Origin of the sequence: Bacillus sp. FSL M8-0256, from assembly GCF_038005765.1 — a bacterium.
Taxonomy (GTDB): domain Bacteria; phylum Bacillota; class Bacilli; order Bacillales; family Bacillaceae; genus Bacillus; species Bacillus safensis.
Genome location: NZ_JBBOTU010000001.1, coordinates 2,390,319 through 2,415,005 on the forward strand (window position 1 = coordinate 2,390,319; position 24,687 = coordinate 2,415,005).

33 protein-coding genes and 1 tRNA gene are annotated in these 24,687 nt (G+C 40.4%); 6 read left to right on the plus strand and 28 right to left on the minus strand.

Annotated elements, in window-relative coordinates; translation table 11 throughout:
• Window positions 1–29: 29 nt before the first annotated feature.
• Complete coding sequence (gene sipW / locus NSQ76_RS12210) at window positions 30–602, minus strand: signal peptidase I SipW (protein ID WP_024422971.1); 573 nt, start codon at window positions 600–602, stop codon at window positions 30–32.
• Window positions 603–653: 51 nt separating this feature from the next.
• Window positions 654–1,181, minus strand: a complete 528-nt coding sequence (tapA, locus tag NSQ76_RS12215) for an amyloid fiber anchoring/assembly protein TapA (protein ID WP_341054031.1) — start codon at window positions 1,179–1,181, stop codon at window positions 654–656.
• Window positions 1,182–1,480: 299 nt separating this feature from the next.
• Between tapA and NSQ76_RS12220 the strand changes: the two genes are divergently transcribed.
• Entirely contained in the window at window positions 1,481–1,759 is a 279-nt protein-coding gene (locus NSQ76_RS12220; protein WP_171464609.1) for a DUF3889 domain-containing protein, read from the plus strand.
• A gap of 34 nt (window positions 1,760–1,793) precedes the next feature.
• Here NSQ76_RS12220 and NSQ76_RS12225 read toward each other — a convergent pair whose 3' ends face one another.
• The 9 genes from NSQ76_RS12225 to NSQ76_RS12265 all read right to left on the minus strand — a co-directional run bounded on the left by NSQ76_RS12225 (window position 1,794) and on the right by NSQ76_RS12265 (window position 7,061).
• Window positions 1,794–1,988, minus strand: a complete 195-nt coding sequence (locus NSQ76_RS12225) for a YqzE family protein (protein WP_056767455.1) — start codon at window positions 1,986–1,988, stop codon at window positions 1,794–1,796.
• A 59-nt stretch (window positions 1,989–2,047) separates the two neighbouring features.
• On the minus strand, window positions 2,048–2,431 hold the full coding sequence (locus NSQ76_RS12230) for a competence type IV pilus minor pilin ComGG (protein WP_103131951.1): 384 nt from the start codon (window positions 2,429–2,431) through the stop codon (window positions 2,048–2,050).
• On the minus strand, window positions 2,428–2,955 hold the full coding sequence (gene comGF, locus NSQ76_RS12235) for a competence type IV pilus minor pilin ComGF (RefSeq protein ID WP_341054035.1): 528 nt from the start codon (window positions 2,953–2,955) through the stop codon (window positions 2,428–2,430). Before comGF ends, NSQ76_RS12230 begins: the two co-directional genes overlap by 4 nt.
• Window positions 2,867–3,181, minus strand: a complete 315-nt coding sequence (gene comGE / locus NSQ76_RS12240) for a competence type IV pilus minor pilin ComGE (RefSeq protein WP_087978326.1) — start codon at window positions 3,179–3,181, stop codon at window positions 2,867–2,869. Before comGE ends, comGF begins: the two co-directional genes overlap by 89 nt.
• Window positions 3,165–3,611, minus strand: a complete 447-nt coding sequence (gene comGD, locus NSQ76_RS12245) for a competence type IV pilus minor pilin ComGD (RefSeq protein ID WP_025092973.1) — start codon at window positions 3,609–3,611, stop codon at window positions 3,165–3,167. Before comGD ends, comGE begins: the two co-directional genes overlap by 17 nt.
• The gene (gene comGC, locus NSQ76_RS12250; protein WP_024422977.1) at window positions 3,604–3,897 is read right to left on the minus strand and encodes a competence type IV pilus major pilin ComGC; all 294 of its coding nucleotides are present in this window, start codon (window positions 3,895–3,897) and stop codon (window positions 3,604–3,606) included. Before comGC ends, comGD begins: the two co-directional genes overlap by 8 nt.
• Window positions 3,898–3,913: 16 nt before the next feature.
• Window positions 3,914–4,954: a competence type IV pilus assembly protein ComGB gene (gene comGB / locus NSQ76_RS12255; RefSeq protein WP_341054040.1), complete on the minus strand. Its 1,041-nt coding sequence runs from the start codon at window positions 4,952–4,954 to the stop codon at window positions 3,914–3,916.
• Window positions 4,935–6,005, minus strand: coding sequence for a competence type IV pilus ATPase ComGA (comGA, locus tag NSQ76_RS12260; RefSeq protein ID WP_025092972.1), 1,071 nt, complete (start codon window positions 6,003–6,005; stop codon window positions 4,935–4,937). Before comGA ends, comGB begins: the two co-directional genes overlap by 20 nt.
• A 180-nt stretch (window positions 6,006–6,185) precedes the next feature.
• A complete protein-coding gene (locus NSQ76_RS12265) occupies window positions 6,186–7,061 on the minus strand; it encodes an STAS domain-containing protein (RefSeq protein ID WP_024422979.1) in 876 nt (291 codons plus the stop codon).
• 97 nt (window positions 7,062–7,158) lie between these two features.
• Here NSQ76_RS12265 and NSQ76_RS12270 point away from each other — a divergent pair.
• Window positions 7,159–7,229, plus strand: a tRNA-Gln gene (locus NSQ76_RS12270).
• Between the two features lie 55 nt (window positions 7,230–7,284).
• Here NSQ76_RS12270 and NSQ76_RS12275 read toward each other — a convergent pair.
• A complete protein-coding gene (locus NSQ76_RS12275; protein ID WP_007501232.1) occupies window positions 7,285–7,665 on the minus strand; it encodes a Spx/MgsR family RNA polymerase-binding regulatory protein in 381 nt (126 codons plus the stop codon).
• Between the two features lie 212 nt (window positions 7,666–7,877).
• Between NSQ76_RS12275 and NSQ76_RS12280 the strand changes: the two genes are divergently transcribed.
• Window positions 7,878–8,120, plus strand: coding sequence for a DUF2626 domain-containing protein (locus tag NSQ76_RS12280; RefSeq protein ID WP_003217440.1), 243 nt, complete (start codon window positions 7,878–7,880; stop codon window positions 8,118–8,120).
• A gap of 47 nt (window positions 8,121–8,167) precedes the next feature.
• On the opposite strand, the gene NSQ76_RS12285 is transcribed toward NSQ76_RS12280, so the two are convergent.
• Window positions 8,168–8,806: an MBL fold metallo-hydrolase gene (locus tag NSQ76_RS12285; protein WP_034621600.1), complete on the minus strand. Its 639-nt coding sequence runs from the start codon at window positions 8,804–8,806 to the stop codon at window positions 8,168–8,170.
• A 157-nt stretch (window positions 8,807–8,963) separates the two neighbouring features.
• Between NSQ76_RS12285 and NSQ76_RS12290 the strand changes: the two genes are divergently transcribed.
• Complete coding sequence (locus NSQ76_RS12290) at window positions 8,964–9,137, plus strand: DUF2759 domain-containing protein (RefSeq protein WP_003217333.1); 174 nt, start codon at window positions 8,964–8,966, stop codon at window positions 9,135–9,137.
• A gap of 25 nt (window positions 9,138–9,162) precedes the next feature.
• On the opposite strand, the gene NSQ76_RS12295 is transcribed toward NSQ76_RS12290, so the two are convergent.
• The 10 genes from NSQ76_RS12295 to rpmG form a co-directional block, all read right to left on the minus strand.
• Window positions 9,163–9,477, minus strand: coding sequence for an MTH1187 family thiamine-binding protein (locus tag NSQ76_RS12295; RefSeq protein ID WP_024427984.1), 315 nt, complete (start codon window positions 9,475–9,477; stop codon window positions 9,163–9,165).
• Window positions 9,478–9,553: 76 nt separating this feature from the next.
• Window positions 9,554–10,807 carry an MFS transporter gene (locus tag NSQ76_RS12300; protein ID WP_034621598.1) on the minus strand — a complete coding sequence of 418 codons (1,254 nt, stop codon included), beginning with the start codon at window positions 10,805–10,807 and terminating at the stop codon, window positions 9,554–9,556.
• A gap of 154 nt (window positions 10,808–10,961) precedes the next feature.
• Window positions 10,962–12,086: a M14 family metallopeptidase gene (locus tag NSQ76_RS12305; RefSeq protein ID WP_034621596.1), complete on the minus strand. Its 1,125-nt coding sequence runs from the start codon at window positions 12,084–12,086 to the stop codon at window positions 10,962–10,964.
• Window positions 12,087–12,171: 85 nt separating this feature from the next.
• Window positions 12,172–14,091 carry an LTA synthase family protein gene (locus NSQ76_RS12310; protein WP_024427981.1) on the minus strand — a complete coding sequence of 640 codons (1,920 nt, stop codon included), beginning with the start codon at window positions 14,089–14,091 and terminating at the stop codon, window positions 12,172–12,174.
• Between the two features lie 213 nt (window positions 14,092–14,304).
• Entirely contained in the window at window positions 14,305–15,258 is a 954-nt protein-coding gene (locus NSQ76_RS12315; protein ID WP_341054052.1) for an ROK family glucokinase, read from the minus strand.
• A gap of 13 nt (window positions 15,259–15,271) precedes the next feature.
• The gene (locus NSQ76_RS12320; protein WP_008342322.1) at window positions 15,272–15,475 is read right to left on the minus strand and encodes a YqgQ family protein; all 204 of its coding nucleotides are present in this window, start codon (window positions 15,473–15,475) and stop codon (window positions 15,272–15,274) included.
• Window positions 15,476–15,545: 70 nt separating this feature from the next.
• Complete coding sequence (locus NSQ76_RS12325) at window positions 15,546–17,084, minus strand: rhomboid family intramembrane serine protease (RefSeq protein WP_341054054.1); 1,539 nt, start codon at window positions 17,082–17,084, stop codon at window positions 15,546–15,548.
• Between the two features lie 86 nt (window positions 17,085–17,170).
• On the minus strand, window positions 17,171–17,344 hold the full coding sequence (locus tag NSQ76_RS12330; RefSeq protein WP_162176177.1) for a hypothetical protein: 174 nt from the start codon (window positions 17,342–17,344) through the stop codon (window positions 17,171–17,173).
• 639 nt (window positions 17,345–17,983) lie between these two features.
• Window positions 17,984–18,544 (minus strand): 5-formyltetrahydrofolate cyclo-ligase, encoded by a 561-nt coding sequence (locus NSQ76_RS12335; RefSeq protein ID WP_034621592.1) that lies wholly within the window; start codon window positions 18,542–18,544, stop codon window positions 17,984–17,986.
• A 48-nt stretch (window positions 18,545–18,592) separates the two neighbouring features.
• Window positions 18,593–18,742 (minus strand): 50S ribosomal protein L33, encoded by a 150-nt coding sequence (gene rpmG, locus NSQ76_RS12340; protein ID WP_008360061.1) that lies wholly within the window; start codon window positions 18,740–18,742, stop codon window positions 18,593–18,595.
• A 413-nt stretch (window positions 18,743–19,155) separates the two neighbouring features.
• On the opposite strand from rpmG, the gene NSQ76_RS12345 reads away from it, so the two are divergent.
• Both NSQ76_RS12345 and NSQ76_RS12350 read left to right on the plus strand, forming a co-directional pair.
• Entirely contained in the window at window positions 19,156–19,503 is a 348-nt protein-coding gene (locus NSQ76_RS12345) for a hypothetical protein (protein ID WP_024422989.1), read from the plus strand.
• Entirely contained in the window at window positions 19,500–20,000 is a 501-nt protein-coding gene (locus NSQ76_RS12350; RefSeq protein WP_024422990.1) for an endolytic transglycosylase MltG, read from the plus strand. Before NSQ76_RS12345 ends, NSQ76_RS12350 begins: the two co-directional genes overlap by 4 nt.
• A gap of 41 nt (window positions 20,001–20,041) precedes the next feature.
• Here NSQ76_RS12350 and pstB (NSQ76_RS12355) read toward each other — a convergent pair whose 3' ends face one another.
• The 5 genes from pstB (NSQ76_RS12355) to NSQ76_RS12375 all read right to left on the minus strand — a co-directional run bounded on the left by pstB (NSQ76_RS12355) (window position 20,042) and on the right by NSQ76_RS12375 (window position 24,483).
• Window positions 20,042–20,824, minus strand: coding sequence for a phosphate ABC transporter ATP-binding protein PstB (gene pstB, locus NSQ76_RS12355; protein ID WP_024422991.1), 783 nt, complete (start codon window positions 20,822–20,824; stop codon window positions 20,042–20,044).
• Between the two features lie 15 nt (window positions 20,825–20,839).
• Window positions 20,840–21,652: a phosphate ABC transporter ATP-binding protein PstB gene (gene pstB, locus NSQ76_RS12360; protein WP_024422992.1), complete on the minus strand. Its 813-nt coding sequence runs from the start codon at window positions 21,650–21,652 to the stop codon at window positions 20,840–20,842.
• 23 nt (window positions 21,653–21,675) lie between these two features.
• Window positions 21,676–22,560, minus strand: a complete 885-nt coding sequence (gene pstA / locus NSQ76_RS12365; RefSeq protein ID WP_025092964.1) for a phosphate ABC transporter permease PstA — start codon at window positions 22,558–22,560, stop codon at window positions 21,676–21,678.
• Window positions 22,560–23,486, minus strand: a complete 927-nt coding sequence (pstC, locus tag NSQ76_RS12370) for a phosphate ABC transporter permease subunit PstC (RefSeq protein WP_024422994.1) — start codon at window positions 23,484–23,486, stop codon at window positions 22,560–22,562. Before pstC ends, pstA begins: the two co-directional genes overlap by 1 nt.
• Window positions 23,487–23,565: 79 nt before the next feature.
• Window positions 23,566–24,483 carry a phosphate ABC transporter substrate-binding protein gene (locus tag NSQ76_RS12375; protein WP_024422995.1) on the minus strand — a complete coding sequence of 306 codons (918 nt, stop codon included), beginning with the start codon at window positions 24,481–24,483 and terminating at the stop codon, window positions 23,566–23,568.
• Between the last annotated feature and the right edge of the window lie 204 nt (window positions 24,484–24,687).

Genomic DNA, 24,687 nt, shown 5'->3' on the forward strand with positions numbered 1-24,687 from the left:
TATTGAAACCTGATTAGGTTACAAACGATTTAAGCTTGTTCCTCTGAGATATGTACATCAGCCGTGTGTCTACGATGTTTTGCTGCGCCCACAAAATGAATGGTTGAATAAACGAGCAGCATGACACCTGGTATAATAAGGAGCAAAGCAGTTCCAGCTGATGTCCCTGCATACGAAAGAAGCTTTCCTGCATAAGGAATGTTCACTCCCATATACTGCGCAGTTACCTGATCCGCTTTTACCAGCGTACCGTCCTGATACATATTATTGTCACCCTTCGTCTCAAACGCTTTATTTGCACCCTTTCCCTTCACCCCAACAATTCGGTGGGTCACAAAGGACTGATCCTGCTTTGTTTGAAACGTAATAATATCTCCTTTTTTGAGCGTCTCAGGTGAGGCGACCTGTTTTACAACAATCAGTGACCCAGCTGAAAATTCTGGTTCCATCGAACCTGATAATACTTGCTTCAATTGATAACCGAAAATCTGAGGTTCTCCTCCTGTTGTTCTTGATGACAACACGACAATAATAGAGGCTATCATCACCGTGAACACCATCACATAAAGAATACTCCCAGACATTTTCATCCATTTTTTCATAACCCCTTCTCCTTTCGCCTATCATTTTTTCACTTTAAAAGACAGCTCCATTTAGGACGCCTTTTCTTGACACTTTGAGAGCACCATCGGTTTAGACCAAAAGTACGCCTGATCAGATGCGCCAAACCCTTTAGGATAATAGATTTTAAATGCATAGCTTCCATTTGTTTTTGCTTTATCTGTCGTGACAGTCGCTGTTTCTTGCGACAACAGGGACTTTATGGAGCCCTTTTCAAGAATATGACCATCTTGTAATGGCTTCTGACCATTTCCTATTTTATGTAATTCCCACTTCCATTCAGAGTACGCAATAGGCTGTCCACTATTTTTTAGTGTCATGCTCAGCTTTTGAGGTGCGCAGACTGTTCCTTCGATCATTGTTTGATCGATAAGCTCCAATTGACTTTCATCCCATTTTTTAGGCTGACAATGCTGATCTGTCTGTTCAAAATTTTCACATGTTCTCATGACAAAGTTTTTGTACTCAACATCGTTAAAAGAAGCATTCGTTGGTGTCATGAGGGAAGACGTCAAAATCAAACAAATGGCACAAAAGAGTACAAAGAGCGACTGTTTCATTCATTCCTTCAACTCCTTGAACAAATGTTCTTTAAAAAGAACGATTATATACAGTATAAGGAAATACCTATAAAACCCAAAACGTCAAATTAGTCCATTTTGTTCTTAAACAAGAACCATTACGAGAAAATTCTCCCATTTTCTCATTTTTTCACCATATTCAATATTTTTTTGTGTGACATTTGTACTTCTTAAAACTTACATAAAAATGTAGGATTTGGTCAGGATATGAAGAGGTGAGGTGATGTTAAGTGAAATATGGAAAAATCATAATCATGCTCAGTTTACTGCTGAGTTCTATGATTCTAGAGGTCAAACCCGTTGATGCGAGAGGTTTGACTGCCGCCGCAGATCAATGGGAAACGCGGGCAGTCAAAGAAGCAAAAAAAAGATACCCGCTAACGCAAGTATTATTTAAACAAAAAGTATGGGACCGGCACCGGGATAAGGAATCTGTGAAACAGTATCATATTACGTTAAAAGACCATACAAAGGAATTTGGGGTATTCGTCACCATTTCCTATAACCCTTACTCAAACAAGGTGAATAAAGTGATTGTTGTGGAGGAATACAGCTAAAGTGGCATAAAAAAACCGCCTGCTGGGCGGCTTTTTACTTTCGTCGATGGCGCTGGCGTTCTTTAAGCATCATGGATAAGCCAAACGGCAGAACCCCAAATAAACGCTGTGAAAACGGCGGTTTCGTTTCTATTTTTTCTTGTTTGTGTTCCTTCCGTTCGTCACGTGGTGTATTCATATATTTAATGATTTCCTGCGTCATATATTTTACATAGTCATTTGTTTTCAAGCACATTCACCTCTTCTTCCTTCAAGTCTTACCAGGAAGAGGATGATTTTATACACTGGCTAATCAGGATTTGCCCATCTCATGATTTCACCGGTCTTCCAATCCAGCATCAGTTCACGCTCATCGGATAAACCATCTTTTGTTTTCACCTTCACCAAAACAAGGACAAGTTTTTTCTTAAGATCGCATTTCATCCGCTTCAGTGTCACACGGCCTTCTTCAGTATCAATATGGGTTTTCTGTTTCGCACAAATACGTTCTACTGTGCTGGCAGCTTCACTCACACCCACCCTAAAAAGCTGCTGTTTTTTATAAAAGGAAATCGTCAGCTCTGCACTTTTCAGTTCTTTTTGAAACCCCATCGTTATCGCCCCTAGGATCAAGAGAAAAAATAAAATCGCCGCAAGTACATGCGGATAGATAAAACCTTCCTCTCTTTTCACGATTTACGAACCACTCCTTTATATGTGAAAAAAACGGCTTCATACACTTTACCAGATCCATCTGTGACTTTCAGGATGGCTCTATGCTGACTCGTTCTCACGTGAAATTGTTTCACCTTATGCAATAAAGGAAGGTGGCCAGCTTGATCCATTCGTTTTCGAAGCATCTCTTGATATGGCTCAATCGTTACCACTCGCCCTTGATCAGAAATATACTCTAACGCTTTTCCATCTTTCACTGATTTCACAGCATCGGCACGACTTAATTCCTCATCTAATTGCAGGACAGTCTGTTTCCACTCCATTTGGGAAAATCCGTTGATGTCTTCAAATGGACGAGCTTTCTCAGCTGCTGAAAAGATCAGTCCACAGCCAAAAGAAAGAAATAGAAATAACTGCAACTGCCACAAAGCTTGTAAAAGGGTAAAAGCTTTGTCATCGCTCCACATGCTGAAAGCATATGGTCTCTTTTTTTTGTACTTTGTATGAAACACATCCCTTCTGTTTACGCCAATTGAAAACATATGTGATCTCGCCTCTCTTCTTTTTGATGGAAGATGTTGTCCCATTTATGAACGCTTCATTCATCTGTTCATGTAAAACCTGATAAGCTTCAAGCTTGGCTCTCACTTCCTTTTTCCCCATCATGAGTTTTTCATAGGCTGGCATGAGCACTAGGGCAGCAAATAGAAAGAGATGACAGGCAAACAGCGTTTCAAACGTACTAAATCCTCTATTGTTTTTGAACATGGATTCGCCCGCTTCCTAAATAAATCGTCAGTTTATACGATTGACTGCCAAATTCGACAATGAAAGATCCACCGCTACTTGGATGTCCGCTTGCATTAAAATAGATACCTTGCGAGAATGTAGAAGTTTTGATGCTGCCCTTTTTATGTTGATATGAAGCAATAACTTCGTTACTCTTTTGATCTATTACCTGATAAGATACATGCGGCGGATGGATCCCAACATGTACACGTGTTTTTTTGATAAATGCAGTATATGATGCCAATTGAAGATCTTGTTTCATGATGTTTACTTGTCTTTTGGCTTCAGCGTTTTCTATTATTTTTGGGATTTTCCCTCCCATGATCGACAATACAATCGATAAAACAAGTAAGATCATCAGCTGTTCAATCAGGGTAAAACCCTTCTCATGTAAAAATAATTTATTCATGCTTCACGTTGCCGTTTTGAATGACAATCGCTTTTCCATTAGGACAAGTTAATCCCTTTTTGACATAACCTTCTTTTTCTAATTCAGCTAAAGATGGCGTCTTCCCATCATGCTCCAATTCATATGCCATCACTTGTGTGCTGACCATTGATTTAAGCCCTTCACAGCCCTTTGCCTGAATCGCTTGGTGATGACGTGTGATATTCGGTATGGTAATGAGTAAAAGAATGGATATTACGAGCATGACTATTAACATTTCTAACAGGGTAAATCCTTTATCATTCATGTCTCTGTCCTCCTTCTTACACTTGCTCCATTAGTTGATACATTGGTAAAAGAATAGATAAATACACGATGAGTATAAGAAGTGCTGTTACCCCATAAATAACTGGCTGCAGCCAAGAAATCCATTTTTCAATTTTTAGCTCTGCATTCTCTAATAGAAATTGGCTGTACGTGTACATTTCTCTCGCAAGCATTCCGCTGGCTTCACCATGCTTGATAATGGCCGCAAAATGTTTTTCGAAAAAAGGAGACACGCTTACTTGATGGGCCATGCTTTCTCCTTTTCTTAACTCTTCCATCATTTGTTCACCTATTTCTTGAAGAAAAGGCAGGTAGCTTTGCTGTTTAAAAGCTTGCAAACCTTCGTACATCGATAATCCAGCTTGAAGCAGTCCGCTGAGCTGAAGAGAAAAAAGGTACGTATGCATCAGCTGCATCCCTTTATATAAAAAAGGCAGCTTACTCATCACCCTCAATTTCTCAAGGGTCGACTTTTTCCTAAAAAAAACAGCATAATATCCAATAAGACAGATACACAGACAACTAGTGATGAGAAGAAAAGCATGAAGGAATTGAAATAGTCCAAACATCCCTTGAATCAGCCAAGACATGCGGGTATCCATCGATGAGTACAAAACAGAAAATTGAGGAATGATCATTTGCTGAACGAGTACCAGCACGACCAAAACCGTGAAGATGAGGAAAAGCGGGTAACGTAACATACGTTTAAACGTGTCTAACTGTTTGATTTTTTTCTCTAAAAAACGGGCGCTTTGTTCTAAAGCACGGGCTAGACTGCCATGCTTCTCAGAAAAACATAGTATAGCGATGACTTCCCGCTGAAAATGGAGTCTCTCCAGCACTACATAAAAAGGCTCGCCTTCGTGAAGCCACTGAATACCTAGTTTTAATTGCTGCCGCTGTTGTTTTGATAACTGGATATTCACTATCACTAATGCCTCAATCAATGTATATCCAGCCTGAATCAACTGAGCTAGTTTTGATAGGCATTCAGCTTGGTCCTTTTTAGACCATACTTTAGAGACTCGCTTCTTCATAAACCCAGCGATGATAAGTGTTTTTTGATAAATAGCCGAGTGCCACTCCTTTACGAATTAATCTTTGCAGTGTTTCATATGACGAGTGAGCATATTCTCCTTTAGCCTCCTTGATACACTCACCAAGCTCTTTTCCGAACAGCAGTTCAAATACATTTGTTCGTCTGATCGGTCGATTTAATTTACAGTAAAGCTGACATCTTTCTCCGCAAAAAGGACAGGTGAGCTCGATTAATCGCTGCGCAGCAATCGCAACCATCGTTTGCTCAAGTTCATTCATCGTGACACCAAATTCAAGCATGCGGTAAAGGGCTCCTTTTGCATTTTTTGCATGGAGCGTACTCAATACTAAATGGCCTGTCAGCGCTGCTCTAATCGCCGTTCTGGCCGTTTCAGCATCTCTTATTTCTCCTAGCACAATCACATCTGGATCATGTCTTAAAATAGCGCGTAATCCTGCGGCATATGTGATGCCGGCTTTTTCATTTACTTGAACCTGTAATACTTCTTCATTCCTTGTTTCGACAGGATCTTCAAGGGTAATAATATTTCGGTTAAAATTCTTTTTTGCAAACTGGATCAGTGAATAGAGGGTTGTTGTTTTCCCCGAATTGGTTGGCCCAGTAAATAAAATGAGTCCATGCGAGTGGTTTAAAAAGGATAATAATCTGGCTGAGGCTTTCGGAAATAATGACAGATGTTTTATTTTCGGAACATGATCCTGCGGCAATATTCTAATCACTAAGCTCTCATCATTCACTGTCGGCAAGGTAGACATTCGAATAAATACTTGACCTTTTCTTAGCATCACAGCTAGTGAGCCATTTTGCGGCCTCCTTTTTTCCCCGATATCCATAGAAGATAAAAACTTAAAATGTGCAATAAGCCGCTCTCCGCTTTTTTTATCAATCGTTCGCTGCTGGATTAAATCTGAGTCAACACGAAATGAGACCGAAGCTTCCTTTTCTTTTGGCACAATATGCACATCAGAAGCCCTCATGCGGCATGCTTCTTCTAGCAGCTCTTGCCTTAAATATTCAATCCCATACAAGTGGATCACTACTCCTTTCTGTGATCACATTGTAGAATGGTGGAACGTGAATGACAAAAGAGTAATTTATGATTTTCATGACTAATAAATGATGAAAACCCTCAACTCACGATGCATTACATCATTTTTTAGAAAAGAGCATATAAAAAAACCTGACTTTTACAAGTACAGGTTTTTTGGTCATGATGTGGCTTCTTGCGGCTGCTCTTCAAAGATACGAAATCCTCTTTTTTCTAACGCTTTTGCAAGGCTGTGTTCTGTATTTACTTTTGAGAAATCAATGCCGAGTTTCACTACAGTTTGAGCGATCTCTGGGCGGATGCCTGAAATAATCGTCTCAATTCCTAGCAGCTTCGCACTATCGACCACTTTAAACAGCTGATAGGCCACCATCGTATCAACAACGGGAACACCAGAAATATCAATAAATAAATGCGTTAGACGCAGTCTTGAAGCCTGTTCTAGTACGGATTCCAGAATGATTTTAGCCCGGTACGTATCGATCTCACCAATCAGCGGCAAAATCCCAATTTCCTTTGATACTGGAATAACTGGGGCACTTAGTTCTTGAATCATCTCTCTTTGTGCATTCAGCTGACTAAGTGTCACGCGGTCATATTCTTCTGATAAACGCTCAATCATGTCATCAAATGTAGCGTGAAAGTGCTGATTCCACTGACACACATCTTGCAGCGTCACTTCAAGCTCTGTTTCTTGGGTGAATGTCTCAATTCTCGAACAGAAAATGTGGCGGAAAATCTTAAACTGTCCAATGATTTCATATAACGGCACCTCGTGCACTGCTCGATCACGTGCAATATCAACAGACCACTTTTTCAAATGGTTTTCTACTTTGTCAGACAGTGTCACAAGCGTGGCTGCAATGGTTTGAATAAACGCTGTGTTCTGTTCCTTCAGCTTCTTTTCCGTTTCCTCTGAAGCATGTTTAGAATATAATGAGCCTTCTTCTGTTCTTGTTTTTAGCCATTCTTCGGTCATGACAGGGGCTTCTTTTAGGATAAACTCGTATAATTGCTTTGATTTTTCATTTTTCATTTATTTCTTTCGCTCCTTTTTCACTAAAACTCGTGACATACAACTTTTATGTATAAATGACCGCAGATGGTGAACAATAACATTACACATTTGATAGTGGGCTATAGCCAAGTGGTAAGGCAATGGACTTTGACTCCGTGATCGTTGGTTCGAACCCAGCTAGCCCAGTTCAGCACAAAAACGAAGACGGCTGAAGCTTGTTTCAGCTGATCTTCGTTTTTTATTAGGAAACCGATTGATGAATCGCTTTCTTCTTTGATATTTTCATGAGTTCTCCTGGATTATAGCCGACCACTAATTTATTCCCATCAATGATGATTGGTCTCCGGAGCAGCTTTGGTTTTTCAATGAGAAGCTGTAAGACCTCGTTTACCTTTAAGTCATTAATATTTAAATTTAAGCTTTTAAAAGCCTGACTTCGTGTGGCTAAAATTTCATCCATTCCTTCTGTTGTTAAAGAAAGAATCTTTTTTAATTCATCTAGTGTTGGCGTTTCTCTGAAAAGGTGACGCTCTTTAAAATCAATTTGATTCGCCTTTAACCAATGTTTTGTTTTGCGGCAAGACGTGCAGCTCGGGTATGAATAAAAAGTAATGTCACTCATTAGTCTTCCTCCTTAGGTCGTTAACCTTTTCTCTTATGGAGTAAGTACCCTCATGCTTTTCAGCATAAACACTTTTTCATCATTTTTTCAAAAAAATTTTTTCTACATTCAAAATAAATTGTTCACATGATGTCAAAAATGTAAATGTTTACATAACAAGTGATGATCAGCTATAATATGAATCAAAGGGGTTTTTAAGGGGAGGGAAAGAAATGAATCGCATGTTCCGCGTGCTTGGCTTTTGGACGGGTATTTTTGCTGTCATGTTCTATTTAGGACATATGAAAGATGCATCGCTGCTGTTCTTCGGTCAAACCGTTCTTTTTGTATTTTTATCCTACTTGAATTTATCCGAAAGAATGTATATTTACATTTTCGGAGCGTACTTGACGATTTTCTTTGCCGGATTTACATATTATTCGATTTTCATCATGGTTCCCGGTACCGGACATTAATTGAAAAAAGCATCTCTTTTAAAGAGATGCTTTTTTCATGCCTGCAATTAAAGAGAAAAACCATTAATAAACGGATTTTGCTCCTGCTCCGTCAGCACAGTCGTTTCCCCGCCATGTCCGCTTAAAACAAGAGTTGATTCTGGCAATGACAATAATTTTTGATGGATTGATTGTAGCAGCACTTCCTGACTGCCGCCTACTAAATCTGTTCTCCCGATGCCGCCTTCAAATAGCGTGTCACCAGAAATAACAAAGCCCTCTTCCGCCGAATAGTAAGACACACTGCCTGGTGAATGCCCTGGTGTATGGAACATTTCTAATGTAAACGATCCAATTTGAAGCGTTCCTTCTGACGTAATCAATTTTTCAGCTTCTTTGACCGTAATTCCATTCCCAATCAATCGAGCTGAACCGTTTAATTCAGCGTTCGTGAGCCATTCTTTTTCATTTTCGTGTACATACAGCGGCACTCCCCACTCTTCGCGCACCTCATCTGCCGCGCCAATATGATCAAAATGAGCATGTGTCAATAAGACAGCAAGTGGTGTAAGCTGTTTTTCTTTTACATAAGCAATCAGCTTTTGCGCTTCACCGCCTGGATCAAAAATTAAGCATTCTCCCTGCTCATTTTTCCAAATATATGCGTTCGCTTGTACATAGCCTAGTGGCATTCTTCTCCAATTCATTTTCATCACCTACTTTATTCATTCTTTTTTATTATGAAGGCTATTCAATAAAAATTCAAACAATCGTCAACTGGAATCTACTCGACAAGCTATATGAAAACGGTTAAAATGAAAAGAAAGGAAATCAAGGGGATTGATGACAAAGGGGGACTTTCACATGATGCTCGTCATTATTTTTGGTCTAGTCACGATTTTAGCTGCGCTCGGCATCTATCGCTCACTAAAAAAAGTGAACGTACTTGCCATCGCTTTTGCAGGCGCTACATTTTTGGTTTTTGGATGGTTCACTGTCATGACCATCATCTATAGCGGTTATCCAACTGCACATTAAAAAGCCTGCATTTAGCAGGCTTTTTTTATTGATTTAAATGCTTATTCACGCTTTCTAATTTGCTTGTAAGTGTTGTGGTTTGATCCCGTCTGTCATCGATGCGAATATTGGTCGCTACTCGGTGCAATCCCTTTTCAAAAGGGGCTTCATGAATGCGCTGAATGACCTCAAATAAAACGGATAATTCGCCTTCAATTAACGTATTCATCGGTGTTAATTGATATTTGATTTTTCCTTCTTGTTGAAAGCCTTCTAAAATTCTTTGTACATCTGCTACATAAGCACTGACACTTGGTGTTTCAGTGCCTATCGGAATGATGGTGACGTCTGCTATAGCCATCGTTTTTCCCCTTTCCATTAAATTCTCATGTTTTCTCGTCCTCATTGTAACCTATCCTCATTCAATCATGCCATGCTTACGTTGCGTTTACGGCAGATTTGTCTCGTTCTATCGTCAACTCCGCTCTCTCTACCTTCCCGATCTTTGTAAACAGAAGCAGGCATATACCTGAAACAGCTTCAATGATGCCGCCAGCCGCAATGACATACCCAGATCCAAACAGGGTTGCCATATAACCGCCAATGAGGGCGCCTAACGGAATCATCAAGTAGGAAATCATGTTGATGATCGCATACACTTGCGGCTGATCCTCTGCCTTTACTGACAATTGAATCATCGTATGTTCGGGTACGTTAACTGCACTAATGGCTGCTCCTAAAGCAAAAGCTGATATAAACACAAGTGGTAACAATGCGTTCATACCTGTGATGAAGAAGGCGATTCCATCAACAATCCCAGCACCTATAAACAGCAATCCATACCGATTCACTTTTATCTTTGTCAAAACAAACCCCATCAAAAATGCGCCTAGTGCGGTTGTGACTTTGATGAATGAATAGACGACAGGTCCACTATGTAAGTCTTCCGTTAAATAAATAACAGACAATGCTTCCCATGGTGCCGCAGCAAAGTTTGAACAGACACAAAAAATCGCTAATGGAAACAAAATATGATGGCTTCTCACAAGTGAAAAACCTCGAATTAATCTTTTGCCGTAAGATAACCCTTTTTTGGCTTTATCGATGATGACTTCTGTTTGATATGAAATCATGACCACCAATAAAGCGGACAAAAGGTAAAGAGGAATGATCACAAGCATTGTATAACCTACGCCTACAAATGCAATCATGACACCACAAATCGTGACCGTCACAAGTCTTACTACATGACTTGCTGATTGGATCGTTGCATTCGCTTTTTGTATGAGGTCCTCATGAACAAGCTTTGGGATAATCGATACAGATGCCGGTTCATAGGAGCCTCCTGTCGCCGAATGCAGCAGCATACAGCCAATGATGAGGACTAATGGTGTGAAACCATAAAAGTAACTAACCACGATCACAAGGATAATCGCTCCTCGTGTTAAATCAGCAAAACACATCCAAAATTTCAATTGATGCGGCTTCATCATAGGCGTAATAAATGGTCCAACAATCGCTTGAGGAACAAAGCTGACTGCAATAAAAAAAGCTGTCCCTATGGCCCCTTTCCCTCCTAGTACTAAAAGCCACAAGATGGTGTTGAAAGATAAACTATCAGCCGTAATTTTGCACATTTTAGAAACAAATAAATAAGTAAAATTTCTTTTCCACAGGCTTTGAGCACTCAATAGTCGACATCTCCCTAAATCATATCCTTTTTTTTACATCCATATCTTTCACAATAGCTTACTAGGAAGCCTTCGTCAATTGCTTCAACATTGTTTTTATTGACCATAAGCAATTGATTTTCTCAAAATATGAAAAAGCACCAGACAGGTGCTTTTAACATTTACACGCTTCCCACAAAAGCCGCTTTGTTTTTTCATAGATCGAATCAAATTGATCCATGGAAAGAGGATTTTTCCCTAGACCAAGCTCGACTGTATAGCCCTCACTATGAAATTGATAAATAAACCAATCACGATAGCCTGCATAGCTGTCGAGATATTGGATCGGTTTGTAGCCGCTCACTAGTTCGAAGCGTTTGACCGTTTCTTTTGAGATGGCTGGCTCATGGCCAAGAAACCCCCAATAGATCTCTTCTCCTTGTGTATGAAGGGCGATCAGCCGGTCAAATCGTTTTCGCAACGCAAGATTGGCCATCGCTTTCGCTTCTGGTTCTGTTAATGGCTCGCGCCCAGGATAATCCCGGTAGGACGGTGCCTTCGACTGATGACGATAGTACTCGATCTCCCAATAAGCAGGGAATTGATTGTTTAAATCCACCCCTCGAATATTTGCTTTCCATTCCCGGTAATCGGAATATCCCTCGTTTAGCAGTGTGAATTCTTCACGATGAAGACCTAGTGACTCCGGTCCATTACGAACCAAATCCACTCCATCTGGATTGACCATTGGCACGATGGATAAAGCGGTGGTCTGCAGGATATGAACCGCTTCATAATGTCTTGCCTGAACCGGATCTGACGCTGCTAAGCAAAGCGATTTCAACCATTTTAATAAAACAGACGTCGTGATCCATTCATTTGCATGAAAAGAGGCATTGAGATGAATAGAATGTAAATGCTGAACAGGCTCTGTTCGGATCTCATAAATAGGTGTATCAAGCACTGAATGGCCAATAACACTGATATGAAGAAAAGGAAATACGGCTTTCAAGCGGCTCAGCTCTTCTTCTAATCGAGCGCTATCATATTCAAATGTTCCATTAATCCAATCATCTGATTGCTGCAGTCTGTAAGGTGCAATAAATCTCTGCACATCACCTATCGATTCAAATACATGGACTCCTTCTGGAAGTCTATATCCCGGTAAAAGAAGGTTATCAGTGCTTGATTGATTAGATAAATGAAAAGCTGCTTTGCCAATACCAAGCTGCTTTGCCACAGCATCCCTCCCTGCTTCATCCAGCTGCCATTCAATTTTTCCAAACGACGTTGTCTTCATTTACATCCCTCCTCTCATACTATATGAGCCGTCAGACAAAAAAAGAAAACCTCTGCTTCTAAAATAGCAGAGGTTTTTTCATCTATTAGGACGCCTTTTTCAGCTCCGTTTCACCTTCTTTTTTGGATGGTGAATGGTCCGGGCTGTTTCGATCATAAAATCTAAGGAGATCTCCGTAGATGATTTGATCAGAGAATTGAAGCTCCTGCTTCGCTTTCTCTTCATAAGACTGACACACATTTTTATCATCTGCTGGCTCGCCTGTCTCTTTATTGTAGCAAACACCATCTGTAAAAATGCTGTCCTTCGTAATAAAGCTTCCATCACGGAGTACTGTAAAGTCATTCGTATCTTTTGATAAAAGGTCATGACCAAATTGAATTTGTTTACTTGTATCAATCCCTAGAAGATTGAGTACAGTTGGACGGATATCGACCTGACCGCCTACCGTATCAATTTCTTTTGGATGTTGATCCGTTACCCCTGGAATGTGTACAACAAACGGGACTTTTTGAAGCTGCACTTCTTCAAATGGCGTAATCTCTTTATTTAAGAATTGTCCCATGGCTTCGTTATGGTTTTCAGAAATTCCGTAGTGATCCCCATACAAAACAAAAATGGAGTTATCGTATAACCCAGCTTCCTTCATCTTTTTAAAGAAAAGCTTAAGGGCTTCATCTTGATAACGCACTGTAGGGAAGTACTTGTTCAGTGTTTTGCTCTTTGAATCATATTCATCAATGAGCTTATCTTCCTCATCTAAATCAAAAGGGAAATGGTTCGTTAATGTAATCAATCTCGTATAGAAAGGCTGCGGGATCGATTTCATTAATTCAGCGGACTGCTCAAAGAACGGACCATCTTTCAATCCCCAGCCAACTGAGTTTTCTTCATTCACATCAAATGATTTAATATCAAAGAACTTATCGTAGCCAAAGCTATCGTAGATAAGGTCACGGTTCCAGAAGCTTTTGTTATTCGCATGAATAACAGAAGAGTGGTAGCCCTCATCCTTTAACAGCTCAGGTGTCGCTGTAAACTCATTACTTGGATTTGTGAAGAACACAGCCCCTCTTCCAAGTGGATAAAGAGAATTATCTACAATAAACTCTGAATCAGATGTTTTCCCTTGACCTGTTTGGTGATAAAAATTAGTAAAGTTATAGCTCTTCTTGATCAATTTGTTTAAAAACGGAGTAATTTCTTTCCCGTTTAATTTTTCATTGATCACGAAACTCTGTGTCGATTCAAGTGATACAAGAATGACATTTCGTCCTTTTGCTTGACCAAATGTCTTTTCATTTCGGTCCGTTTGATTTGCGCTTACATAGTTTTCAATTTCAGTTAAGCTATTGCTGTCAGCAAGAGCTCGCTGGGCGGACTGCTTCGATTGCAATACCCCATCATAAATATGGAAGTTATATAAGCTGATATTTTTCACCAGCATCTCACGGTCAAATGAGCGAGTAAGCAGTTCTGGTCTTTCTGTTTCAGCTAAACCAAGGTTAAAGAAAAATGTAGCTGCCACAAATAAGTAATATGCTGCTCGTTCTTTTCGTGAAACGGTGACATCTGTTCTAAAGGAAGGCTGTTTTTTATAGAGCCAAATTAAAATGATGATATCAACAAACATCAGTAAATCGACTGGTTCAATTAAAGAGGTAATACTGGAACCGAGGTCACCCATATTGTTTGTTTGAAATAGGACGGGGATGGTTAGAAAATCACTATAGAATCGATAAAACACAATGTTGGCTAACAAAACGAATGTTAGGATAAAGCTTGTCACGATGATATATCGATTGCGATTTTTTTCTTTGAAAAATAAACCGATACCGAAGATAAACAAGAGAAAGCTAAGCGGATTAATAAACAGGATAAACTCCTGCATGAAATTTTCAATTTTAATATTGAAGCTAGATTTATAGATAACATAGGTTTTGACCCACATCAGCAATGTCGCAATCAGTAAAAATGAAATCGCCTTTAATCTATTCTTTCGCATTGTAACCTCCTTATGCTAAGCGCGCACCCAGGCTCTAGATACACCCTAATTATTGGTGCTTCTAGAAAAATAACTAAAGTATATCTTATCCTGTATATGATGGAAAATCAATGTCTTTTTCCTCATGACAAACTTATGAATATGCTAAACATCCAATTTCATGCCTATCTATCGCTTTTTTTAATAAAAATGACATCATTATGACTTTTTTGTTCAAGACAGCCATTTGGTTTTAGCCATCCATGCACCGCCGATAACACCCGCATCGTTTCCGAGTGATGCAATTACCACTTCAACATCGTCAGCGCAAGGCGGGAAAGCATGTTGTTTCACAATGCGCTCTACTTTACTGCGAAGAAGCTCACCTGCTTTTGAAACACCGCCGCCAATTACAATTTTTGTTGGGTTTAAAGCACTAGCAAGATTCGCTAGGACAAGTCCAAGATGTGTCGTCACTTCTTCTACGACACGCATTGCAAGATCATCTCCGTTTTCTGCCGCTTCAAATACATTCTTTGCCGATAGCGAAGCGAGCTTGGCAAGTGAAGATGTATGCTGCTCGGTTTCTAATTTATCCTTTGCAATCCGGACGATGCCAGTTGCAGATGCGATCGTTTCAATACAGCCTGTTCTTCCGCAGTTACACGGTGCTCCTTGAAATGGAACGGCACAAATATGGCCAATTTCTCCGCCAGCACCTGTCTCACCTTGAACAACTTCACCATTGACGATGATGCCGCCGCCAACCCCTGTTCCAAGTGTGACCATCAGGATATTTTTTGCGCCATCGCCTGCACCCTTCCACATTTCACCGAGTGCAGCAATATTCGCATCATTTTCAATGACAGATGGAAGTCCCGTCTCTGCCTCTAGGTGATCTTTCAAGGGGTAGTTTGTCCAGCCCAGATTCGTTGTTTTATAGACGATGCCAGATACTTTATCTACAGGTCCAGGTGCACCCATTCCGATCCCAATAAGTGCTGATTTCGGCATACTGATCTCAACCAGTTTATGGTCAATTGATTTGGCAATATCGACTGTGATCGTCTGCCCGGATTTATCCGTAGGAATCTCCCACTTATGCTGAATTTCACCATATAGATTAATGAACGCAAGCTTAATTGTCGTACCGCCAAGATCAATACCTACAAACCAATCCCCTGTCATATGCCCTCCACCTTCACATTGTTTTTCGATTTAATTTGGCTAGCTCCATTTGAAGAATCGTCATTGCGTTTGACCATTCGGTCCGGTCAATGATGCCCGATGTATACATTTCCTTCAATTCGTCTGCCATAAATTCTAATTCTACTTCACGATCTCCGAAATACACATAATTTCCAAATCTCATGAGCAGCTGCTGTACATCATATAACGTTTTCATTGTTTCCACCATTTCTTTTCATCAACAGATAGGATAAGCGTATTCATAAATGCGCTTTCAGTCAAGTCATTCAACGTGTTTGACTATTTTCGATATATTGTTTCAGCTTTAAAAATTGATCATTTTGAGGATCTTGTTTTAACGCTTTCGCTAATAGATCCTCTGCTTTCGCTGTCTCTCCTTTTTCTACGTATAAAAGCGATAAATGATACAGTTTATTTGGATCATCTGGATCTTTTTCAAGCGACTTTTGTAAAAATTGAATAGCCTTATCAAGTTGGCCCTGCTGCGCTTCCGATAGTGCATAGATATGAAGTGCCTCAGCTGATGCATCTTTATCGTGCACATATTCCTCTAGTCGTTCACTTGCTTCGCTATACTTTTTCTCATCAAATAAACTTGCTGCCTCACTTGCTGCCGCTGCTTGCTTTTGATCGTCAGAATGAAACCCTGTATACAATCCAAAACCGCCAATAAAGAGCAAAGCAGCACTCGCAAGAAGCATTTTGACAGGCTGGATCTGTTTAGGCAGACGGACAGCTAATGCGGTGAAAAAACCGCCAACCAGGCCGCCAAGATGCCCTGCATTATCAATACCTGATACAGTGAAGCCTATTCCTAGGTTAATGAGGATAATGACAATAATATTTGTCCCCATCGTCCGAAAGAAAAGCTTTCGGTTTGAGATGGCTAAATATAACAGTGCGCCTAAGCAGCCAAAGATCGCGCCAGATGCGCCTGCTGCAATTGCCGTATTAAACACAAAGCTCGCTATAGAACCAAAAATGCCGGAAATCAAATAGATGAGCAAAAATCTTCCCGACCCATAAATTCTCTCAACAGCCGCTCCAACGGACCAAAGAGCAAAAGTATTAAAGAGTAAGTGCGTCAAGCCAATATGTAAAAACATTGGTGTCATCAGGCGCCACCATTCACCCTCTAAAATCAGCACATTATTTTTAGCACCAAATGCTGTTAAAGTTGCGGTATTGGTACTTCCGCCTGACAGCTCAAGTAAAAGAAACATCACCACTTGGACAGCAATCAGCAAGTAGGTAAAAATGGGTCTCCCATTTTGAAACACGGCCCGTTCTCGTTCTCTCTGCTTTTCCTGATCATCAAATGCCTGAAGCACGTTCCTTTTCAGCTGCATTGCATTCTCAGCTGTATCTTCCTTCGCTTCTTCTACATCTACTGCAAGCGATGTATTCAGCCATTTTTGCAGTTCGTTTACATCGTTTTGAAGCGTGTCTGCATTGAGTAATACAGGAGTAACTGTCACCTTATTCTCTTTTTGCGGCTGACCGTTTAGGTCTTCCCAATCATCTACTGGAACATCAGTTGTAAATTGCAGCTGCAGGAGATGAAGAGATCGTTTACGCATAGCTTCTCTCAGCTGATTGATCCGATATGTTTGCTCCTCGATATCTCGAACGATCTCCTGCCTGAAATTCACATCTTTTCTATATAGACGGATAAGATCATAACCTGAGTTTCGTGGTGCTTCAAAAAATATTTCATCTTCTGGGTACGGACTTTGAATCATCTCGTATCCTTTTTGTCTAAGTTCTTCAACAACTCGCCAAAATAAACTATCTATGACATTCATACATTCGCGCTCCATTTTTTACATTATTATAGCAAGAATCGTTCTTATCCGCATTTCTAAACAAAAAAATCCCGGCTTTTGCGGGATTAGAATGCTTGGCGAATAAATTTCGTCCGAAAATATGGGATTTTCATCAGCCATTTAATCAAAAAGTGCCGGACTTGATTTTGCCCTAAAACCAAATTCATGAGCCGATAACGATTTTGCACGAGAACGAATGCAAACAGTGTGAACACAATGCTCCAAATCATTTTATTCATCATATTCCCTCCTATGTTCGTATCGTGGCTTAAATAGGATTTGTTTATGCATGAACCATCGTTTTTATCGCTTAAAAGGTTCATTTCATATCCGCACTCTGATTGATCATAAGAAACGTCAAATTGAGAAGGTCGATTAAATCCTTGAAAGTATAAGGCAGCCTACAATTTCGCTCTAACTCCTCCACCTTGTGCGGGAAGTAACTGTCGTATGGATTTGGTGTATGAACATATACAGCGTCTAAACCAGGGTCATGTTCGTGAATACAAATCCAAGTTTGGTATGGCTTTTCAAGGCTTTCAAGCTGTTTTAGCCGCCTATGATATAAAGCGATATGAGCTTTGATATGCTCTCTTCTTATTTTTAAGCTATTTTCCCCGACTCCAAAAAATCAAGGTGCGTATGCCAAAAATCAAACCATGAATCACGATCAAGTTTTAAGTCACAAGTATTCACTTCCTCCTACATATTACGGAAGTATCTTTTCTTTCCACGAAATTTTTTCAAAACATATCCCTCGTCAGCTAAAATGCCTTTTAATGAAGAATGTTGATCGCTATCGTGTATGTGACTTTTGATCATAAGCGAGCACCTTCGCTCAACACAAAAAGCCCGTTCATCTGTATAAGCAGCGGGCTTTATTTTGGAAATATGGTACCTTTCTCACTGACCATGATTGAGACCGGGATGTCGTGCGTTTCAGCCGGAATATGCTCGGTTTGCTGTACTGTCAAACAAAGGGCAAGCGTTTCGCCGTGATAGTCAGCTAAGTAGCGGTCATAATAGCCGCCCCCATATCCGATACGGTATCCTTTTCGATCGAAGCACACACCAGGCACAATGATTAAATCGATTGATTCTTTAGATGCAGCGGCCGATGTCAGAGGATCTGGCTCCAATAGCCCAAAGTAGTGGGAGATCATTTTCGTTTCTGGTGTATATTCATAAAACGTCATCTCTTTTGTTTCCGGAAAACAGGTGGGTAAACATACTGTTTTCCCCTCCCGCCATGCTTTTTCAATGAGAGGCATTGTCGGTACCTCTTTTCCTCTAGACATGGTAAGTGCAACCGTATTCGCTTGTTTCCATGCTGGCAGTTGAAACAAGCGCTCATGAAGTAAAGCGGTGCTTCGCTTGAATTCTTCGGCACTCATCTGGTCCAGTTTGGCTAATGTTTGAAGGCGAAGTTCCTTTTTCACAAAGATCATCTCCCATCATAAAAAAACAGCAGGAAAATTCCCTGCTGCTTACTTTGTTTCACGATGTAAAGTTTGTTTTTTATCACGTGAGCAATACTTTTTGAATTCAACGCGATCTGGATTGTTTCGCTTATTCTTTTTAGTAATATAGTTACGCTCACCGCATTCAGTGCAAGCTAGAGTAATATTTACGCGCATGTTTTTCCCTCCAAACTAAAATCAATTCACATTCAGACCTAACTATAATACCACTTCTAGCTTAGGAATGCTAGAATGTTTTTTCACCAATTTGATTTTCAGTGCAATCCATCCGCGTTCTGATCCATATCGCACGGTCATTTCATGAAAAATAGCCTGCTCCCCTATAAAACCTCACTCTTTGTCGTACTGTATACATGAGAAGCCCTCTTTTATTTTGACAGCGAGCAAGATTTTCATACTCGTTTTTCATATAAAAAGAAAAAAGATGAAAAAAAGGTGATTTTTTCAGCAATTCCTTTTGAAACTAGCTTTTTTATGGTATAAAAAAGAAGGGTCGAAAACTGTCTGAAACAATCATGAAAGCCTTTTATGGCTTTCAGCATTAAAATATGAATAAAAGGTGATGAAACATGGAAATTGCAATTATCGGATTGCTTGTTGTCAGTATCGTACTGATCGCATTCTCATATTTTCAAAGAGAGCCGATTAAAGAAGTCGAGCAGGAACTTGAAACACTTCAACTATCTGCAATGCAAGAAATCTATAAACTGAAAAAGAAAATGAAGGTTCTTGAAGAAGAATTGCTTGAAACAAACATTGTCGTCCGCAAACATTCAGAAATTGATCCATCTATCGCAAGACAAATCATTTCAAAGCATCAAAATGGCATGTCTCCTGAGGCCATTGCGCGCGCTGAGCATGTATCTGTAGATGAGGTCAACATGATCATTAAAGACAATGAGAAGGTGCTTGTATGACGAAAAAAAGCATCCAAACGTTTGCGGCAGGTATGATTCTTGCAACTGGTGTTCTGGCGATCGTTTTTTTCCTCACTGGAAAAGATGAAGCGGCGGCTGATACAACCACAAAAGAAACGCTCGCAGCGAAAGTAACAGACACCGATGTGAAAAACTATTTAGACTCTAAAAAAGAAGTCTCTGTCAGCCGTGAAACATATCAGCAGCTTCTTGATTATAAAGAAAAAGCACTGAAAGCAAATGAAGACGGCGATTCTAAAAATGATAAAGAAACATCGGACAAGCCTAAAGGCAAATCGGTCAAATTTGTTATTAAAAACGGGATGAGCACAAGTGATGTTTCAGACATGCTTGAAAAGGACGGAATCATCAACTCGTCTAAAGATTTTAATGATTACGTGATTGACGCCGGCTACCATAAAGAAATTCGTGCAGGCAAGTTCAATTTAAAAACAGGGATGACGTTCAAACAAATCGTCAAAGCCTTAACAAAATAACAACAATACCCCCTGGCGGCGCTGACCTCCAGGGGGTTTTATTATCCAAATCGACCAGATATATAATCATTTGTTCTTTGATCATTTGGCTCTGAGAACATCACATTCGTATCATTGACCTCAACAAGCTCTCCCATTAAAAAGAAGGCTGTTCTATCTGATACCCTCGCCGCTTGCTGCATGTTATGCGTCACAATGGCAATCGTGTATTTCTCTTTTAATTTCATAATCAATTCTTCAATCTTTAATGTTGAGACAGGATCAAGTGCTGATGTTGGTTCATCCATTAGTAAAATGTCTGGGCTCGTAGCAATAGCTCTTGCGATACAAAGACGCTGCTGCTGACCGCCGGAAAGACCTAATGCTGGTGCATTTAATCGATCTTTCACTTCATCCCAAAGGGCAACATCACGAAGCGCTTTTTCAGCGATTTCTTTCAATTGCTGCTTGCTCTTCACGCCATGAATTCTTGGTCCGTAGACGACATTATCAAAGATAGACTGAGGGAATGGGTTTCCTTTTTGAAAGACCATCCCGACGTTTTTACGCAGTTCCACTAGATCAACGCGGCCTTTTAAAATATTGTCGCCGTTATACATCATATCCCCGGTGATTTTCACACCTGGCACTGTTTTGACCATAAGATTTAAGGTCTTGATAAACGTTGACTTTCCGCAGCCTGACGGACCGATAATTGCTGTGACTTCATGCTCTTTAATGTCTAAATCAATATGCTTCAGTGCGTGATGCTGTCCGTACCAAAGGTTCATATCATTCACACGAAACACTTCTTTTTTTGCTGTTTCAGTTGCTACTGCATTCATCAAAATCCACCCGCCTTATCCAAATCGACCATTGATATAGTCTTCTGTTTTTTGTTGCGCAGGACGTGTAAAGATACGTTCAGTGGCATCATATTCTACTAGATCACCGTTCAGGAAAAAGGCCGTATGATCAGATACACGTAACGCTTGCTGCATGTTGTGTGTCACAATGACGATCGAATAATCATTTTTCAAATCTGATAATAACTCTTCAATTTTTGCATTTGAGATCGGGTCTAGGGCAGATGCTGGTTCATCTAATAAAAGAACGCTGGGCTTCATCGCAAGTGTACGCGCAATACAAAGGCGCTGCTGCTGACCGCCGGATAGTGACAAAGCCGAGCGGTGCAGACGATCTTTGACTTCATCCCACAGCGCTGCTTTTGTTAAGCTTTCCTCTACTGCATCATCAAGTACTGATTTTCTTTTTTCACCCGCATACTTTAACGCATGGGTAATGTTATTGTAGATCGATTTAGGAAATGGGTTTGGTTTTTGGAAAACCATGCCGATTTCTCTTCTTAAATTCACCACATTAATGCGGTCATCCAAAATATTGAGTCCTTCGTACATGATCGCACCTTCACTTCTCGCACCTGGGATCAAGTCGTTCATGCGGTTAATGCTGCGTAAAAAGGTTGATTTCCCGCAGCCCGATGGGCCGATTAATGCGGTAATTGCGTTCTTCTCAATTTCAAATGAAATGTGATTGACCGCTCTTTTTTCACCATAATAAATGCTTAAATCCTGCACCTGTAAAATCTGTTCCGCTTGAAGTGGAGCCTTTTTTGCTGCAATCTCTTTTTTTTCTGCTAGCATTTGAACCATATCCCCTTCACACCTCTCTCACATTATTTTGACGTAAGCTTTTTATGAATAAATGAACCAAGCCATCTAGCTGCTAAGTTAAATACTAAAACTGAAAGCACAAGTACGGCTGATGCACCATTTGCAATGGCCTCTGCATCTGGAATGATTCCTTGTGTATTGACGTTCCATATATGAACGGCTAATGTTTCTGCCGGTCTAAAAATATTCAGTGGTGACGTATCAGAAAATGGACTCCAGTTTGTAAAATCAAGACGCGGTGTGGTGAGACCTGCTGTGAAAAGAAGCGCTGCTGCCTCCCCAAAGACTCTTCCTGATGCTAAAATCGCACCGGTAATAATAGAAGGAATCGCACCAGGAATCAGGACTGTCTTCACTGTATGCCATTTCGTCACACCAAGCGCAAGTGATGCTTCCTTTTGATCCTTCGGTACAGAGCGAAGCGCGTCTTCTGTCACCCTGACCATCACTGGCAAGTTAAACACCGTGAGCGCAAGAGCTCCTCCGATGATCGTATAGCCCCAGCCTGTTAAATTGACAAACATGAGTAAACCAAACATACCAATGACAATAGAAGGAAGTGAAGACAACACTTCGATACATGTGCGAATAAAATCAGTGACTTTGTTTTGAGGCGCATATTCAGCCATGTACACTCCACCGCCGACACCAAGTGGTACTGTGATCAGCATTGTTATAAACAAAATGTAAAACGAGTTAAACAGCTGATCCCTAATACCGCCGCCAGAGCCAATTGCACTTGAGCGGGTTGTCAAAAAGTCAAAATTTAATTCTTTTGCACCGTTGAAGATGATATAAGAAAACAAACCAACTAGGATCGCCGTAATAATGGCGGCACATAATCCAAAAACAAACGTGGCAAAACGATCGGTCATTTTGCTATTCATTAAATCTTCCTCCTAGACGACAAGTATCTGATAATGAGTATGAACATAAACGATACAACTAGAAGGACAAGACCCATTGACCAAAGTGTATTGTTTTCAACACTTCCATACGTTGTGTGACCCATGTTTAACGTAATAATGGTTGTTAATGTACCAGCTGTATCCATAATGCTCTCTGGTAAATTACGCGTGTTTCCAATGACCATCTGAACGGCAAGGGCTTCACCAAATGCTCTTGCCATTCCAAGAACGACTGCTGTCATTAATGTTGGAAGAGCTGCCGGTACAAGCACACGTCTAATCGTTTGCCATCTTGTAGCGCCAAGTGCATAGGATCCCTCACGTAAGCTTTTTGGAAGGGAAGCCATTGCATCAGTTGCAATAGATGTAACGGTTGGCAGAATCATAATAGACAGGACAATCGTTCCTGCTAACACGCTATGCCCTGAGCCGCTTGACTTGAAATGTCCGATAAACGGCACCAATACTGTAAGACCTATGAATCCGTAAACAACGGATGGAATCCCTACAAGCAATTCAATGACTGGCTGGAGAATTTTCCGGCCCCATGCAGGTGCAATTTCTGTCATAAAGATCGCTCCTGCGATGCCTAGCGGCGCTGCAATAAGTGCCGATAGAAGCGTGACGGCGATCGATCCAAAGATAAAAGGAAATGCGCCGTACTCCGGGTTTTCTGCTGTTGGGTTCCAATTGATACTGGTTAAGAACTCAATTGGGCTTACACCATTTACGATGAAAGATTGTAAACCCTTAATGCCAAGGAATATTGTGATGGCGATGGATACTGCAATCATTAAGAATGCGCAGAATTTCACCAAAATACTTCCTCTTACTTCATCCATTTGCCTATTTTTCTTCGAGCTGATCAGCCGATCGCTCGCTTCTGTATGTTCTATCTGCTTCATCTTTTTCTACACTCCTATGAATGTCATAAAAGGAAAAGTGAAATGCTCCACTTTTCCTTCATCAGCAATTCAAGACCTCTTACTTATCCGATTGTTTGCCTGTTGCGTCTCTTTCTACTTTCATATTAGAGACTGAGATGTAGCCTTGGTCTTTGACGATTTCTTTTTGTACTTCGTCACTCATAAGGTAATCTAAGAATTGTTTTGCTAGACCTTCCGGCTCACCTTTTGTATAAGAGTGCTCGTATGCCCAAATTGTATATTTACCGCTTTCTACATTGCTTTCTTCTGGTTTCACACCATCAATGCTAAGCGGTGTAATTTTGTCATCTGTTAAATAAGAGAATGCTAGGTATCCAATCGCACCTGGTGTTTCTGCAATCAGCTTTTTCACTGTGTTTGAAGAATCTTCTGTGATTCCTTCTGCAGGTGTTGCACCATCAAGTGCATATTTCACAAATGTTGCACGTGTTCCTGAAGAATCAGGTCTGTTAACAAGCGTGATTTTTTGGTCTTTCCCGCCAAGCTCTTTCCAGTTTTTGATTTTACCAGTGAAGATTTTTTTCAATTCGTCCTTTGTGATGTCTTTGACACCCACTTCAGGGTTTACAGCTGCGGCCATTCCAACAACTGCTACTTTGTGGTCTTTTAAAGCTTTTGCGTCGACTCCGTCTTTCTCTTCAGCGAATACATCTGAGTTACCAATCTGTACAGATCCTTCTGAAACTTGAGAAAGTCCTGTTCCTGAACCGCCGGCTTGTACTTGAATATCGGCTTTTGGATGTTTATCCATGAATTTTTCTGCTGCCGCAAGAACTAAAGGCTGCATCGCAGATGATCCTGAGATGGTAATGGAACCTGATGCCTCATCTTTGTTTGAAGCATTTCCTTTACTGTCTTTTGAATCTCCGCTTGAGCTGCTGTTTCCGCATGCTGTGACGAATGCTAACAATGCGATAGTAAGGAAAGTAAGCAGCCATAATTTGTTCTTTTTCATTTCAAGAATACCCCCTGAATAATTTGTCCTACGAGTAATACATTAAAGGTTCTTTATTAATTTCGTTTAAATGGAATGTTAAGGTTTTGTAAATGTCGAAGTTTTGTAGAGAAATTGCGGCGTTTTTTATGAATTTTGTCAATTTATATCGGAATTTTTGAAGAAAACGTAAAAAAAACGCCCACAAAAAGTGAGCGTTTTTAC

Excerpts from the sequence above, each read along its gene's own strand:
- sipW (WP_024422971.1), bottom strand. The coding sequence starts at position 602 with ATGAAAAAATGGATGAAAATGTCTGGGAGTATTCTTTATGTGATGGTG.
- tapA (WP_341054031.1), bottom strand. The coding sequence starts at position 1,181 with ATGAAACAGTCGCTCTTTGTACTCTTTTGTGCCATTTGTTTGATTTTG.
- NSQ76_RS12220 (WP_171464609.1), top strand. The coding sequence starts at position 1,481 with ATGATTCTAGAGGTCAAACCCGTTGATGCGAGAGGTTTGACTGCCGCC.
- comGF (WP_341054035.1), bottom strand. The coding sequence starts at position 2,955 with ATGTTTTCAATTGGCGTAAACAGAAGGGATGTGTTTCATACAAAGTAC.
- comGE (WP_087978326.1), bottom strand. The coding sequence starts at position 3,181 with ATGTTCAAAAACAATAGAGGATTTAGTACGTTTGAAACGCTGTTTGCC.
- comGD (WP_025092973.1), bottom strand. The coding sequence starts at position 3,611 with ATGAATAAATTATTTTTACATGAGAAGGGTTTTACCCTGATTGAACAG.
- comGC (WP_024422977.1), bottom strand. The coding sequence starts at position 3,897 with ATGAATGATAAAGGATTTACCCTGTTAGAAATGTTAATAGTCATGCTC.
- comGB (WP_341054040.1), bottom strand. The coding sequence starts at position 4,954 with ATGAAGAAGCGAGTCTCTAAAGTATGGTCTAAAAAGGACCAAGCTGAA.
- NSQ76_RS12265 (WP_024422979.1), bottom strand. The coding sequence starts at position 7,061 with ATGAAAAATGAAAAATCAAAGCAATTATACGAGTTTATCCTAAAAGAA.
- NSQ76_RS12275 (WP_007501232.1), bottom strand. The coding sequence starts at position 7,665 with ATGAGTGACATTACTTTTTATTCATACCCGAGCTGCACGTCTTGCCGC.
- NSQ76_RS12280 (WP_003217440.1), top strand. The coding sequence starts at position 7,878 with ATGAATCGCATGTTCCGCGTGCTTGGCTTTTGGACGGGTATTTTTGCT.
- NSQ76_RS12285 (WP_034621600.1), bottom strand. The coding sequence starts at position 8,806 with ATGAATTGGAGAAGAATGCCACTAGGCTATGTACAAGCGAACGCATAT.
- NSQ76_RS12290 (WP_003217333.1), top strand. The coding sequence starts at position 8,964 with ATGATGCTCGTCATTATTTTTGGTCTAGTCACGATTTTAGCTGCGCTC.
- NSQ76_RS12295 (WP_024427984.1), bottom strand. The coding sequence starts at position 9,477 with ATGGCTATAGCAGACGTCACCATCATTCCGATAGGCACTGAAACACCA.
- NSQ76_RS12305 (WP_034621596.1), bottom strand. The coding sequence starts at position 12,086 with ATGAAGACAACGTCGTTTGGAAAAATTGAATGGCAGCTGGATGAAGCA.
- NSQ76_RS12310 (WP_024427981.1), bottom strand. The coding sequence starts at position 14,091 with ATGCGAAAGAATAGATTAAAGGCGATTTCATTTTTACTGATTGCGACA.
- NSQ76_RS12315 (WP_341054052.1), bottom strand. The coding sequence starts at position 15,258 with ATGACAGGGGATTGGTTTGTAGGTATTGATCTTGGCGGTACGACAATT.
- NSQ76_RS12320 (WP_008342322.1), bottom strand. The coding sequence starts at position 15,475 with ATGAAAACGTTATATGATGTACAGCAGCTGCTCATGAGATTTGGAAAT.
- NSQ76_RS12325 (WP_341054054.1), bottom strand. The coding sequence starts at position 17,084 with ATGAATGTCATAGATAGTTTATTTTGGCGAGTTGTTGAAGAACTTAGA.
- NSQ76_RS12330 (WP_162176177.1), bottom strand. The coding sequence starts at position 17,344 with ATGAATAAAATGATTTGGAGCATTGTGTTCACACTGTTTGCATTCGTT.
- rpmG (WP_008360061.1), bottom strand. The coding sequence starts at position 18,742 with ATGCGCGTAAATATTACTCTAGCTTGCACTGAATGCGGTGAGCGTAAC.
- NSQ76_RS12345 (WP_024422989.1), top strand. The coding sequence starts at position 19,156 with ATGGAAATTGCAATTATCGGATTGCTTGTTGTCAGTATCGTACTGATC.
- NSQ76_RS12350 (WP_024422990.1), top strand. The coding sequence starts at position 19,500 with ATGACGAAAAAAAGCATCCAAACGTTTGCGGCAGGTATGATTCTTGCA.
- pstB (WP_024422991.1), bottom strand. The coding sequence starts at position 20,824 with ATGAATGCAGTAGCAACTGAAACAGCAAAAAAAGAAGTGTTTCGTGTG.
- pstB (WP_024422992.1), bottom strand. The coding sequence starts at position 21,652 with ATGGTTCAAATGCTAGCAGAAAAAAAAGAGATTGCAGCAAAAAAGGCT.
- pstA (WP_025092964.1), bottom strand. The coding sequence starts at position 22,560 with ATGAATAGCAAAATGACCGATCGTTTTGCCACGTTTGTTTTTGGATTA.
- pstC (WP_024422994.1), bottom strand. The coding sequence starts at position 23,486 with ATGAAGCAGATAGAACATACAGAAGCGAGCGATCGGCTGATCAGCTCG.
- NSQ76_RS12375 (WP_024422995.1), bottom strand. The coding sequence starts at position 24,483 with ATGAAAAAGAACAAATTATGGCTGCTTACTTTCCTTACTATCGCATTG.